At 64.7% G+C, this 13,364-nt stretch carries 13 protein-coding genes; 11 read left to right on the top strand and 2 right to left on the bottom strand.

From position 1 onward, the window contains the following. Complete coding sequence (gene ubiB, locus GC146_RS08935) at positions 1 to 1,530, bottom strand: 2-polyprenylphenol 6-hydroxylase (protein ID WP_291837213.1); 1,530 nt, start codon at positions 1,528 to 1,530, stop codon at positions 1 to 3. 1 nt (position 1,531) lies between these two features. Further along, a complete protein-coding gene (ubiE, locus tag GC146_RS08930; RefSeq protein WP_291837211.1) occupies positions 1,532 to 2,284 on the bottom strand; it encodes a bifunctional demethylmenaquinone methyltransferase/2-methoxy-6-polyprenyl-1,4-benzoquinol methylase UbiE in 753 nt (250 codons plus the stop codon). 85 nt (positions 2,285 to 2,369) lie between these two features. On the opposite strand from ubiE, the gene mutM reads away from it, so the two are divergent. The 11 genes from mutM (at position 2,370) to gyrB (ending at position 13,343) form a co-directional block, all read left to right on the top strand. Beyond that, complete coding sequence (gene mutM / locus GC146_RS08925; protein WP_291837209.1) at positions 2,370 to 3,221, top strand: bifunctional DNA-formamidopyrimidine glycosylase/DNA-(apurinic or apyrimidinic site) lyase; 852 nt, start codon at positions 2,370 to 2,372, stop codon at positions 3,219 to 3,221. A gap of 63 nt (positions 3,222 to 3,284) precedes the next feature. Next, positions 3,285 to 4,061, top strand: coding sequence for an enoyl-CoA hydratase-related protein (locus GC146_RS08920; RefSeq protein WP_291837208.1), 777 nt, complete (start codon positions 3,285 to 3,287; stop codon positions 4,059 to 4,061). Between the two features lie 114 nt (positions 4,062 to 4,175). Further along, positions 4,176 to 4,439: a 30S ribosomal protein S20 gene (gene rpsT, locus GC146_RS08915; RefSeq protein ID WP_291837206.1), complete on the top strand. Its 264-nt coding sequence runs from the start codon at positions 4,176 to 4,178 to the stop codon at positions 4,437 to 4,439. A gap of 606 nt (positions 4,440 to 5,045) precedes the next feature. Next, a complete protein-coding gene (dnaA, locus tag GC146_RS08910; protein ID WP_291837204.1) occupies positions 5,046 to 6,386 on the top strand; it encodes a chromosomal replication initiator protein DnaA in 1,341 nt (446 codons plus the stop codon). A gap of 112 nt (positions 6,387 to 6,498) precedes the next feature. Then, positions 6,499 to 7,617, top strand: coding sequence for a DNA polymerase III subunit beta (dnaN, locus tag GC146_RS08905; RefSeq protein ID WP_291837202.1), 1,119 nt, complete (start codon positions 6,499 to 6,501; stop codon positions 7,615 to 7,617). 54 nt (positions 7,618 to 7,671) lie between these two features. Beyond that, positions 7,672 to 8,784, top strand: a complete 1,113-nt coding sequence (recF, locus tag GC146_RS08900) for a DNA replication/repair protein RecF (RefSeq protein ID WP_291837200.1) — start codon at positions 7,672 to 7,674, stop codon at positions 8,782 to 8,784. Then, positions 8,781 to 9,209: a VOC family protein gene (locus GC146_RS08895; protein ID WP_291837198.1), complete on the top strand. Its 429-nt coding sequence runs from the start codon at positions 8,781 to 8,783 to the stop codon at positions 9,207 to 9,209. The genes recF and GC146_RS08895 overlap by 4 nt, the downstream gene beginning before the upstream one ends. Before the next feature lie 53 nt (positions 9,210 to 9,262). Then, a complete protein-coding gene (locus GC146_RS08890; RefSeq protein ID WP_291837196.1) occupies positions 9,263 to 9,568 on the top strand; it encodes a hypothetical protein in 306 nt (101 codons plus the stop codon). 97 nt (positions 9,569 to 9,665) lie between these two features. Next, positions 9,666 to 10,217, top strand: a complete 552-nt coding sequence (locus GC146_RS08885; RefSeq protein ID WP_291837194.1) for a GNAT family N-acetyltransferase — start codon at positions 9,666 to 9,668, stop codon at positions 10,215 to 10,217. Positions 10,218 to 10,226: 9 nt separating this feature from the next. Beyond that, on the top strand, positions 10,227 to 10,847 hold the full coding sequence (locus GC146_RS08880; protein WP_291837192.1) for a LysE family translocator: 621 nt from the start codon (positions 10,227 to 10,229) through the stop codon (positions 10,845 to 10,847). 78 nt (positions 10,848 to 10,925) lie between these two features. Then, positions 10,926 to 13,343, top strand: coding sequence for a DNA topoisomerase (ATP-hydrolyzing) subunit B (gene gyrB / locus GC146_RS08875; protein WP_291837190.1), 2,418 nt, complete (start codon positions 10,926 to 10,928; stop codon positions 13,341 to 13,343). Positions 13,344 to 13,364 lie beyond the last annotated feature (21 nt).

Here is a 13,364-nt window from a genome sequence, read left to right as displayed (position 1 = left end):
TCAGAACAGACCCGCGACCCAGACGGCCGCCAGCGCGACGACGGCACCCAGCGCCGCCCAGCCAAGGCGTGGCGCAATGCGGGCGGGTGCGGGTGCCGGGGCCGGATTGGTCTGGCGGATCAGCGCCTCTTCGACAAGCGCGGGCAGACGTGGGCCAAAGCGGGCAAGGACCCTGCCGGTGCTGACGAGGTCGCGCAGCAAGGCACGCGGCCCGATGCTCTTGCGGATATAGTCCTCGACGATGGGCCGGGCGACCTGCCAGATGTTGATATGCGGGTCGAGCGAGCGGGCCACGCCCTCGACCACCACCATTGTGCGCTGCAACAGAATCAGCTCGGTCCGCGTCTGCATGCCAAAACGTTCGGTCACCTCGAAGAGGTAGGTCAGCAGCCGCGCCATGGAAATCTGGCTCGCGTCCATGCCGAAGATCGGCTCGCCCACCGCGCGCAGGGCGCGGGCGAATTCATCGACATCGCGATCGGCGGGCACATATCCGGCCTCGAAATGCACCTCGGCGATGCGGTGGTAATCGCGCCGGATGAACCCGAACAGGATCTCGGCATAGACGCGGCGGGTATATTCGTCGATCCGCCCCATGATGCCGAAGTCATAGGCGATGATGTCGCCATTGGCCGCAACCTTCAGGTTGCCCTGATGCATGTCGCCGTGAAAATAGCCGTCGCGCAGCGCGTGGCTGAGGAAAAGCTCCAGCACCCGCGCGGCAAGCGCCCGCCGGTCATGCCCGGCGGCGTCCAGCGCGGCATTGTCACCGATGCCAACCCCTTCGGCCCAGTCCAGCGTCATCACCCGCCGCGCCGAAAGGTGCCAGCGGATCGCCGGCACGGCAAAGCCCTCGTCGCGTGCGGCGTTGGCCGCGAATTCTGACGCGGCCGAGCTTTCCAGCCGCAGGTCCAGTTCGCCCCGCACGACACCTTCGAAGTGGGTGATCACGTCCATCGGTCGCAACCGCCGCGAGGCCGGCGACAAGGCCTCGATCATCCGCGCGGCGAAATAGAAGGCGTCGATGTCACGGCGAAAAGCCCGCTCGATGCCGGGGCGCAGTACCTTAATGGCCACCGCTTCGCCGGTTCGGGCAAGCCGCGCCTTGTGCACCTGCGCGATCGAGGCGGCGGCGACGGGCTCGGAGATTTCGGAAAAAGCCTCGTCCACCGGCAGACCAAGTTCGTGCTCGATCGCGGCGCGCGCTTTTGCCAACGGGAACGGCGGCAGCTTGTCCTGCAGAACGCGCAACTGCCAGGCCATGTCCTGACCGACAACGTCGGGCCGGGTCGACAAGATCTGGCCGAACTTGATGTAGGCCGGTCCCAGCGCGGTCAGCGCACGGGTGGCGGGCGGCATGGTGACATCACCCCGATACCCCAGCCAACGAAACGGCCACACCAAAGTGCGGAAGGTGATCCGCAGCAGCGGCCCGGCGTCGAAGGCATCCAACACCAGTTTCATTGCACCGGTCCGCTCAAGCGTGGCGCCGGTACGGATCAGCCGGATGATGTTGTGCGGGCCCCGCACGTCAGAGCTTCCAGCCCGAATGAAGGCAGGCCACGCCCATCGTCAGGTTGCGGTATTTCGCGTTTCCAAACCCGGCCGCGCGCACCATGCCAAGAAACGTTTCCTGATCAGGAAAACGGCGGATCGATTCGACGAGGTACTGGTAGCTGTCGCGATCGCCGGCGATGGCCTGCCCCATGCGCGGGATGATGTTGAAGGAATAAAGATCGTAGACCTTCTGCAGCATCGCGTTGGGGATCTGGCTGAATTCCAGCACCATCAGCCGGCCGCCGGGCCGCAACACGCGATAGGCCTCTGCCAGCGCATCCTGCGGGCGGGTGACGTTCCGGATCCCGAAGCTGATCGTGTAGACGTCGAAACTGTTATCGGCAAAGGGCAGCGCCATCGCGTCGCCCACAACCCAGTCCAGTTGGCCGGCCATCTTCTCGGCCTCGGCCCGCTTGCGGCCCTCAACCAGCATGTTCTCGGTCAGGTCCAGCACTGTGGCATGGCCGGATCCGGCGCGTTTAAGAAAGCGGAAGGCGATATCGCCCGTGCCGCCCGCAACGTCGAGCAACTTCTGGCCTTGCCGAGGCGCGAGCCAGTCCATCATCGCGTCCTTCCAGAGACGGTGAACGCCGCCCGACATCACGTCGTTCATGATGTCATAGCGGCTGGCGACGCTGGTGAACACGCCCTGCACGCGGCCGGCCTTCTCGTCCTCGCGAACGGTCTGGAACCCGAAATGCGTTGTCCTGTCGGTCTGGTCGGTCATCGGGGCTTGCCGTCCTTTGCGGGTCGCCCTCTTAATAGGGCGCTTGCCGGGGCTTACAACGCGGCCCCTGCCGAAGGAAGTGCACATGCCCGAATTGCCCGAGGTCGAGACGGTTCGTCGCGGACTGGCCCCCGTGATGGAGGGGCAGATAATTGCCCATGCGGCCGTCAACCGGCCCGACCTGCGCTGGCCCTTGCCCGAGCGGATGGCCGACCGGCTGACCGGGCGGCGGGTGCTGGGGCTGCGGCGGCGGTCGAAATACATCCTCGCCGACCTCGACAGCGGCGAGACGCTGCTGATCCATCTTGGCATGTCGGGGCGGATGCTGGTCTCGGGCGTGCAGCAAGGCGTCTTTCACCATGCCCACCCCGCCCCCGCGAAACATGACCATGTCGTGCTGGACATGGCCGGCGGCGCGCGCGTGACCTTCAACGATGCACGCCGCTTCGGCGCGATGGACCTGATGCCGACCGACCGGGCCGAGGACCATTGGCTGCTGCGCGACCTTGGGCCAGAGCCGCTGGGCAATGCCTTTGACGAGGCCTACCTTGTCGACCGGCTGAAGGGACGCGCCACGCCGATCAAGGCCGCGCTGCTGGACCAACGGCTGGTGGCGGGCTTGGGCAACATCTATGTCTGCGAGGTGCTCTACCGTGCCGGGATCAGCCCGAAACGGCAGGCGGGGCGGATCGCCGCAGCCCGCGCGGCGGGCCTTGTCCCGATCATCCGCGAGGTGCTGACCGAGGCGATCGCTGCCGGCGGATCATCCTTGCGCGATTACCGGCAGGCCGATGGCGAACTGGGGTATTTCCAGCATGGGTTCCGGGTTTACGGGCGCGAGGGCGAGCCGTGCCTGACCCCGGGATGTGCCGGGACGATCGTGCGGATTGTGCAGTCGGGGCGGTCGTCCTTCGCTTGTCCACGCTGTCAAAGATGACTTGAACCGGACGCCACCTTTGCTAAGGACTGGGGCTTGGACAAGCGGCAGCAAGGACAGGCCATGGCATTCCAGACCCTCATCGTGGACATTCAGGACGGCGTTCAGTTGATCACCCTGAACCGGCCCGAGAAGCTGAACGCGCTGAATGCCGAACTGCTGGCAGAGCTGTGCGAGGCGCTGGAAGAAGCCGACGCCAACGACAAGGTGCGCTGCATCGTCATCTCCGGGTCGGACAAGGCGTTTGCCGCCGGCGCCGACATTTCCGAGATGGCCGGCAAGAGCATGGTCGAGATGATGACGGCCAATCTCTTTGCCCGCGTCACCGCCCGAATCACGGCCATCCGCAAGCCAATCATCGCCGCCGTCTGCGGCTATGCGCTGGGCGGCGGGTGCGAGCTGGCGATGATGTGCGATTTCATCATTGCCTCGGAGACCGCCAAGTTCGGCCAGCCCGAGATCAACCTTGGCGTCATTGCCGGGATGGGTGGCACCCAGCGGCTGGCCCGATTCGTCGGCAAGGCCAAGGCGATGGACATGAATCTGACTGGCCGTTTCATGGATGCCAAGGAGGCCGAGCATTGCGGCCTTGTCAGCCGGATCGTGCCTGCCAAGAAGGTGCGCGAAGAGGCGCTGGCCGCTGCCGGCAAGATCGCCGAGAAAGGGCGTCTGGCGGCACAGGCCGCGAAACAGGCGGTCAACAGTGCCTTCGAGACACCGTTGGCCGAAGGGCTGGCGATCGAACGGCACCTCTTTCACGCCCTGTTCGCGACCGACGACCAGAAAGAGGGTATGGCGGCCTTCATCGAAAGCCGCGAACCGCAGTTCCGCGACCGTTGAACCGGCATCCGTAAAAGGGCCGAAATTATCGCGTGCGAGGCTGTTGACTTGGGTCACGCCCCGCCTTAGAGACGCGGCTTCAGAACAGACGCACCCGAACCGGGAAGACACCATATGGCCAACACTGCCCAATCCGCAAAGCGCGCCCGCCAGAACGAGGCCCGCTTTGCCGTCAACAAGATGCGCCGCTCGCGCATCCGCACGTTCCTGCGCAAGGTCGAAGAGGCGCTGGCCTCTGGCGACAAGGACGCCGCCGCCACTGCGCTGCGCGCCGCCCAGCCGGAACTGATGCGTGGCGTGACCAAGGGTGTCGTCCACAAGAACACCGCCGCGCGCAAGATGTCGCGCCTGGCCTCGCGGGTGAAGGCGCTGGCCTGATTCCCGGCCCGCCGGCCTAGGCCGCGGATCACGTCAAGAGACCACGTCAAAGCGCACCCTTCGCGGTGCGCTTTTTGTCGTTCTGGCAACAGCCACGCCAACAATTTCCCCAAATTCAAGGGCCCGCGGATTCGTTCTCGGCAAAGTCCGAGTCAAGCGCGTTGTTCGATTGAAGCGGCTTGCGCGGACTTGGTAACGTGCCTGCACAGATTCACTTCGTTCCTGGGGGAACAGGCGATCTGGCCCGCTCCGGCCCCTTTCGCGCCACCGTTTATGGCGACAGGGGGCGTGCCGGAAAAGGCTTGAACGCCACCACGCAAATGCTGTGCAAACGGCGGTATGTCGTGCCGCTGCGAGATGCTGTTTGGCTACGGTATCCGGTTTGTGCCGGCCCGCTGCGTGTCCCCCAAGAGTGAAGGACCAGCGTCCGCGGGGTGTGCAAGCGCACGCCGCAAGGTGCTGGTGCACGGGTCCGACAGGCCGGCATGACCGGGGCCACAGAGCCCGGCATACCAGACGGCCTGCGGCATATGTGCGAATCGCACAAGAGGGGCAGCCAACGTGCGGGAACACGTCGGCGAATGACGAAAACGGGACAGGAAAAGAATGACAAACGAGATTTGGCGGGCGCTGCAGGTGGATCTGCGCCAGACAGTTGGAGACAGCAACTATTCCAACTGGATCGCGCCGCTGGAGCTGGCCTCGGTGGACAGGGGCGTGGCGCAGTTCAAGGTTCGCACCCGATTCCTCGGCGATTACGTTTCCCAGCATTTCGGAGATCACCTGCTTTATTGCATCGGCAAGGCCGACCCCTCGATCAAGCGATTGAGCTTTGTCGTGGCGGCCGAGCAGATGCGGGCCCAGCCCACGCCGGCCGCCGCGCCGGAAGAGCCCGAGACGGACGAGGTGGTGGGTTCGCCACTTGATGCGCGGTTCACTTTCGAACGTTTCGTGGTGGGCAAACCCAATGAACTGGCCCATGCCGCGGCACGCCGCGTGGCCGAGGGCGGCCCGGTCACCTTCAACCCGCTTTTCCTTTACGGCGGCGTGGGCCTTGGCAAGACGCACCTGATGCATGCCATCGCGCACGAGTTGCGCCGCCGCCAGCCCGGCCTGAATGTCATCTACCTGTCGGCCGAGCAGTTCATGTATCGCTTCATCACCGCGCTGCGGGACCGCAAGATGATCGACTTCAAGGAGCTGTTCCGCTCGGTCGACGTGCTGATGGTCGACGACGTGCAATTCATCGCCGGCAAGGATTCGACACAGGACGAATTCTTTCACACCTTCAATGCGCTGGTGGACGGGCAGAAGCAGATCATTATTTCCGCAGACCGCGCGCCGGGCGAGATCAAGGACCTTGAAGAGCGGATCAAGAGCCGCCTGCAATGCGGCCTTGTCGTCGATCTGCACCCGACCGATTACGAACTGCGCCTTGGCATCCTGCAAACCAAGGCGGAATACTATTTGGCCCAGTATCCCGGCCTTGTTCTGGCCGATGGCGTGCTGGAATTCCTCGCCCACCGCATCTCGACCAACGTGCGGGTGCTGGAAGGGGCGCTGACCCGTCTCTTTGCCTTTGCCAGCCTCGTCGGCCGCGAGATCACGCTGGATCTGACGCAGGATTGCCTGTCGGACATCCTGCGCGCCTCGGATCGCAAGATCACCGTGGAAGAGATTCAGCGCAAGGTGGCCGAGCATTACAACATCCGCCTTTCGGACATGATCGGGCCGAAACGCCCGCGCAACTTTGCCCGGCCTCGGCAGGTGGCGATGTATCTGGCCAAGCAACTGACCAGCCGTTCACTGCCTGACATTGGACGTCGCTTTGGCGGGCGCGATCACACCACGATCCTGCACGGCGTGAAGAAGATCGAGGAACTGCGCGCGATCGACAGCCAGATCGCCGACGACCTCGAACTGTTGCGCCGCGCACTCGAGGCCTGATGCGCACACCGCATTTGGCGGAATATTGCGAAAATGGCTTGAGCCGGGGTGGGAAACGGGTAGTTTTTCGGTCCCGGCCCTTGACGGCCCCCGATGGTGCGGAGCGAGGCACATGAAATTCAGTATCGAACGCGCGGCCCTGCTGAAGGCTGTAGCGCAGGCCCAGTCGGTGGTCGAACGGCGCAACACGATTCCGATCCTCGCCAACGTGCTGATCGAAGCCGAGGGCGATACGGTGCATTTCCGCGCCACCGACCTTGATATCGAGGTTGTGGACCGCGCCCCTGCACATGTCGAACGCGCCGGCGCAACAACGGTCTCGGCCGTCACGCTGAACGAGATCGTGCGCAAGCTGCCTGACGGCGCGCTTGTCACGCTCTCCGAAAGTGGGGCAAGCGGCCGCTTGGTGATCGAGGCGGGGCGGTCGAACTTCGCGCTGGCGACCCTGCCGAAGGAAGATTTCCCGGTCATGGCCTCGTCGGATTACGCAAGCAATTTCTCGGCCCCTGCGCCGGTGCTGCGCCGTCTGTTCGACAAATCGAAATTCGCGATTTCGACCGAAGAGACGCGATATTACCTCAACGGTGTCTACATGCATGTGGCCGAAGGCGACGGCGCGGCGCTGCTGCGCTGCGTGGCCACGGATGGCCACCGCCTTGCCCGGATCGACGCCGACCTGCCCAGCGGGGCCGAAGGGATGCCCGGCGTGATCGTGCCGCGCAAGACGGTAGGCGAATTGCGCAAACTGCTTGACGATGACGACATGCAGATCGCCGTTTCCGTCTCGGAGACGAAGGTGCGGTTCGCCACGCCCGACATCACGCTGACGTCGAAGGTGATCGACGGCACCTTCCCCGATTATTCCAAGGTCATCCCGATCGCCAACAAGCGGCGCATGGAAGTTGACGCGGCCGAATTCGCCCGTGCGGTGGACAGGGTGGCAACGGTGTCCTCCGAACGTTCGCGCGCGGTGAAGCTTAGCCTGGATCAGGACAGGCTGGTCCTGTCGGTCAACGCGCCTGATTCCGGCGCGGCGGAAGAGGAGCTGGCCGTCTCCTACAACGACGAGCGGCTGGAGATCGGGTTCAACGCGAAATACCTGCTGGAGATTGCCAGCCAGGTAGACCGCGAGAACGCGGTGTTCCTGTTCAACGCCTCGGGCGACCCCACGCTGATGCGCGAGGGCAACGACCCCACGGCGGTCTATGTCGTGATGCCGATGCGTGTCTGATCGGTCGGAGCGCCCAACCGGCGCCAAGCGGGCCATGACAAGGGAGGGCCGCGCATGAGCGGCCTTTTTCTTGAGCGTCTGACGCTGTCGCACTTCCGGTCGCACCGGCGGGCCGATGTGCTAGTCGATTCGCGGCCGGTCGCCATTTTCGGGCCGAACGGCGCAGGGAAAACGAACATCCTCGAGGCAATTTCAATGCTGTCGCCGGGCCGGGGGCTGCGGCGTGCCGGCCCCGACGACCTTTCCCGCCGGCCCGAAGGACTGGGCTGGAAGGTCGCTGCCGTGTTGCAGGCCGAGGCGCAGTTGCGCGAAATTGCCACATGGGCCAATCCCGGTGAAGGCCGGCAGGTGCAGATCGACGGCAAGGCCGCGACGCAGACCGCCCTTGGCACGGTGCTGCGGGTGCTGTGGCTGGTGCCTTCGATGGACCGGCTCTGGATCGAGGCGGCCGAGGGGCGCCGGCGTTTCCTCGACCGGTTGACGCTTAGCTTCGAACCCGGCCATGCCGAGGTGGTACTGGCCTACGAAAAGGCGATGCGCGAGCGTAACCGCCTGCTCAAGGACATGGTGCGCGATGCGCATTGGTATGGCGCGCTGGAACGGCAGATGGCCGAGGCGGGTGCCACGATCGGGGCCAACCGACGGATGGCGCTGGCCCGGCTGGCCGCAGCGCAGGACAGCGCCGACAGCGTCTTTCCGGCCGCCGACCTTGCAGTGGAAGAGGCCGAGGGGCCAGACATCCGTGATGCAGAGGCACTGCGCGAGGCGCTGGTCGCCGGCCGGCCGCGCGACATGGCTGCAGGCCGCACGCTGGTCGGGCCGCACCGCAGCGATCTGGCCGCAACATACCGCGCCAAAGGGATGGCCGCGCGCGACTGTTCGACGGGAGAGCAAAAGGCGCTGCTGATTTCGCTTATCCTCGCCAATGCCCGCGCCCTGACGCAGGACACGGGCGCACCGCCCCTCCTGCTGCTGGACGAGGTGGCGGCGCATCTTGATGCCGCACGCCGCGCCGCGCTTTATGACGAGATCGTCGCGCTGGGCGCACAGGCATGGATGACAGGCACGGGGCCAGAACTTTTTGCCGAACTGGGCGCACGCGCGCAAAGGCTGGAGGTGCGCGACGAGGGCGGCACCAGTGTGATCGTGGACGGAGGCGAGACATGACACCGCAACGCGTGACCCTGATAACGCTTGGCGTGGCGGACCTTGCCCGCGCGCAGACCTTCTACAAGGCGCTGGGCTGGCATCCGTCGCGCCCGCAGGAGGGTGTGGTCTTTTTCCAGATGCACGGCTTCGTCTTGGGCCTGTTCGGGCTGGCGGACCTTGCAGAAGACCAGAAACGCCCCGTGGCTGACCTGGGAACCGGGGCGATGACGCTGGCACAGAACCACGCCTCCGAGGCCGAGGTGGACGCGGCCTTTGCCCGCGCCATCGCGGCCGGGGCAACCACGCTGAAACCGCCCGAGAAGGTATTCTGGGGCGGCTATTCCAGCTACTACGCTGACCCCGACGGCCATGTCTGGGAGGTTGCCTTCAACCCGTTCTGGCCGCTGGCCGATGACGGCACGCTGACACTGCCGGCAGACTGAGGCGACGGAAACCGCGCCGTCGTTCGTGCCACCTCCACCAGAGGAGGACCGACATGCACGTTTTCACCCGCGCGCTTGCGCTGATCGTTGTCGCCACGCCCGCGCTGGCCGACCATGACCCGAACCGTCCAACCGCGGCCATCGCCGCCGACCTTGGCGTGCCCGAAGCGGTTTTCGTCGCCTGCTTCGCCCCTGTCAGCCCGGCCGCCGACAAGGCGCCCGGCGGGGCCCTTCAGCGCAGCAACAAGGCGCTGCTGCTGCCGTGCCTGCAGGCCGCAAACCCGTCGATTTCAAACGACATGCTGGATGCCGTGATGGACCGCTACCGCCCCGAAGGACCGAACGGCGGGCGCGGCTGACAAGGCACACCAGGCAGGGCAGGCGGGGCGCGGCAGGCGGGATTGCCGCCCGCGGCCTGTCATGACAGGGTGCGCCGACCCGAAACGGAGGCCCCCATTGCAGTTCAGCCCACGTCCCGCCCTGCCGATCGAACGTATCGCCGAAACCGACCTGACCCCCAATGACGAAACCGCCATCGCCGCACTTCTGGCGCGGGCTTTCAGCGCCGATTTCGGCGGGCGCAGCTTCTTTCAGCAGCGCCATCACCTGCGCTTCGTGGTGCGCGAGGCTGGTACCGTCCTTGGACATGCCGCACTGACGCTGCGGGCGGTACGGCTGGGTGACACGCTGGTTGACATCGCCGGGCTGGCCGAAGTGGCAACCTTGCCCGAAGCGCGCGGGCGCGGCATCGCCACGGCGCTGGTCGGTGCGGCTATTGCCGCCGCGCGGGGCGGGCCTGCGCGCTTTGTCCTGCTGTTCGGCGACCGGCCGCTTTACGCGGGCCTGGGCTTTGTCGCGCAGCCAAATCCGGTGCGCTTCGTCGAGATGACGGGTGCGCGGACCGACAGCGTCGTGACATCGCGCGACAAGGGATTGATGGTGCTGCCCTTGGCCGACGAAACGTGGAACGGTGCGACGGAACTGGACCTGATGGGACAAGCGTTCTAGTGGCCACACATGACCGTCACGCCTTATGACCTTGCGCTTTACGCAGGCGCGCTGCTGATCCTGTTCCTGACGCCCGGCCCGGTCTGGGTGGCGCTGGCGGCGCGCGCCCTGTCGGGCGGGTTTGCGGCGGCCTGGCCGCTGGCGCTGGGCGTGGTGGTGGGCGACATCCTGTGGCCGTTCCTGGCCATCCTCGGCGTGACATGGATCGTCTCGGTCTTTTCGGGCTTCATGACGGTGCTGCGCTGGGTGGCCAGCCTGACATTCCTGACAATGGGCGTGTTGATCATCCGCCATGCCGGCCGGACCATCGCCACCGACAGTCGCCTGACGCGCCCCGGCCGCTGGGCCGGTTTCATGGCAGGGATGGCAGTGATCCTTGGCAACCCCAAGGCGATCCTGTTCTACATGGGCATGTTGCCGGGCTTCTTCGACCTGCCGCACCTGCGCTGGGCCGACATCGGCGCAATCTGCTTTTTGTCCTTCCTCGTGCCGCTACTGGGCAACCTCGTACTGGCCGCCTCGATCCACCGTGCGCGGGCGTTGCTGACCTCGCCGGTGGCAATCCGGCGCACCAATCTGACGGCAGGCACGATGCTGATCTGCGTGGGGCTGATGATCCCCTTTCTCTGACACAAAATATGGGGTTAAGCCGTGACATTGCCCCCCACAAAACGTATATTTGGGCGTCACAGAACGGGATAACACCGCATGTCCGAAACCACCCCGCAACAGCCAGAGTACAACTCGGATTCCATCAAGGTTCTCAAGGGCCTGGATGCCGTGCGCAAGCGGCCGGGGATGTATATCGGCGACACCGACGACGGCTCTGGCCTGCACCACATGGTTTACGAGGCCGTGGATAACGGCATTGACGAGGCGCTGGCGGGTCATGCGGACTTCGTTCAGGTGAAAATCCACGCCGACAACTCGGTTTCCGTGCGCGACAATGGCCGCGGAATCCCGGTGGACATGCACAAGGAAGAGGGCGTTTCGGCGGCCGAGGTCATCATGACCCAGTTGCATGCAGGCGGGAAGTTTGACCAGAACAGCTACAAGGTGTCGGGCGGCCTGCACGGGGTCGGGATTTCGGTTGTGAACGCTCTGTCGGACTGGCTGGAACTGCGGATCTGGCGCAACGGCAAGGAGCATTACGTCCGCTTCGAGGATTCCAAGACGGTGGAGCCGCTGGTCGTCGTCGGCGATGCCAAAGGGCAAAAAGGGACCGAGGTGCGGTTCCTTGCCTCGACCAAGACCTTCTCGAACCTCGACTACGACTATCACACGCTGGAAAAGCGGCTGCGCGAACTGGCGTTCCTGAATTCAGGCGTGAAGATCATCCTTGAAGACGACCGACCGGCAGAGCCGCTCAAGACCGAGCTGTTCTACGAAGGCGGCGTCAAGGAATTCGTGAAGTATATCGACAGGTCCAAACAATCGATCCTGCCCGAACCCATCTACATCGCCGGCACCCGCGACGATATTGGCGTCGAGGTCGCGATGTGGTGGAACGACAGCTACAACGAGATGGTGCTGCCCTTCACCAACAACATTCCGCAGCGCGACGGCGGCACCCACATGGCGGGTTTCCGCGCCGCGCTGACGCGAACCATCAACAGCTATGCCCAGACCAGCGGCATCGCCAAGAAAGAGAAAGTCAGCTTTACCGGCGATGACGCGCGCGAAGGGCTGACCTGCGTGTTGTCGGTCAAGGTGCCGGACCCCAAGTTCTCCAGCCAGACCAAGGACAAGCTTGTCAGCTCCGAGGTGCGCCCGGCGGTCGAGAACCTGATGAACGAAAAACTCGCCGAATGGTTCGAAGAGAACCCCGCCATCGCCAAGGTGATCGTCGGGAAGATCGTCGAGGCGGCACTGGCGCGCGAGGCGGCCCGCAAGGCGCGCGAACTGACCCGGCGCAAGACGGCGATGGATGTGAACTTCCTCGCCGGCAAGCTGAAGGACTGCTCTGAGAAAGATCCCAGCAAGACCGAGATCTTTCTTGTCGAGGGTGACAGCGCCGGCGGCAGCGCGCAAACCGGGCGCGACCGGGGTACGCAAGCCATCCTGCCGCTGAAGGGCAAGATCCTGAACGTGGAACGCGCACGGTTCGACCGGATGCTGGGCAGCCAGGAAATTGGCAACCTTGTGATGGCGCTGGGCACTGGCATCGGCCGGGACGAGTTCAACATTTCCAAGCTGCGTTATCACAAGGTCATCATCATGACCGACGCCGACGTGGACGGTGCACACATTCGCACGTTGTTGCTGACCTTCTTCTTCCGGCAGATGCCGGAGTTGATCGAGGGTGGATACCTCTATATCGCGCAACCCCCGCTTTACAAGGTTTCGCGCGGGAAATCAGAGGTTTACCTCAAGGATCAGGCGGCGATGGACGAATACCTGATTCAGCAGGGCGTCGAAGGCGCGATCCTGCGGCAGGGCAACGGCGAAGAGATTACCGGCGCCGACCTGCTGCGCGTCGTCGAGGATGCGCGCAGCCTGCGCCGCGTCCTTGATGCCTTCCCGACGCACTATCCGCGCCATATCCTCGAACAGGCGGCGATTGCCGGCGCCTTCGTGCCCGGCGTGGTCGATGCCGATCTGCAGGGCACCGCTGACCTTGTCGCAAAGCGGCTGGACCTGATCGCGCTGGAATGGGAGCGCGGCTGGCACGGGCGGATTACTCAGGATCACGGCATTCGCCTCGCCCGGATCCTGCGCGGCGTGGAAGAGGTACGCACGCTGGACGGCCCGATGCTGCGCTCGGGCGAAGCACGCAAGACCGGCAGCTTTACCAAGGCCTTGCAGGATGTCTACGGCCTGCCCGCGACGCTGGTGCGCAGAGATCGCGTCCAGACGATCTTTGGCCCGCTGGACTTGCTGAAAGCGATTCTGACGGAAGGCGAGAAGGGCCTGTCGCTGCAGCGCTACAAGGGGCTGGGCGAAATGAACCCCAGCCAGCTGTGGGAAACCACGCTGGACCCTGACGCGCGCACGCTCCTGCAAGTTAGGGTCAATGATGTGGCCGAGGCGGATGACCTGTTCACCAAGCTTATGGGCGACGTGGTGGAACCGCGTCGCGAGTTCATCCAGTCCAACGCGCTGAACGTCGAGAACCTCGACTTCTGAGGTCTTTCGCGCGCCCTTGCA

The sequence above is a fragment of the Limimaricola sp. genome (assembly GCF_016125575.1).
Lineage (GTDB): Bacteria > Pseudomonadota > Alphaproteobacteria > Rhodobacterales > Rhodobacteraceae > WGLM01.
This window is presented reverse-complemented; position numbering and strand designations above follow the sequence as displayed.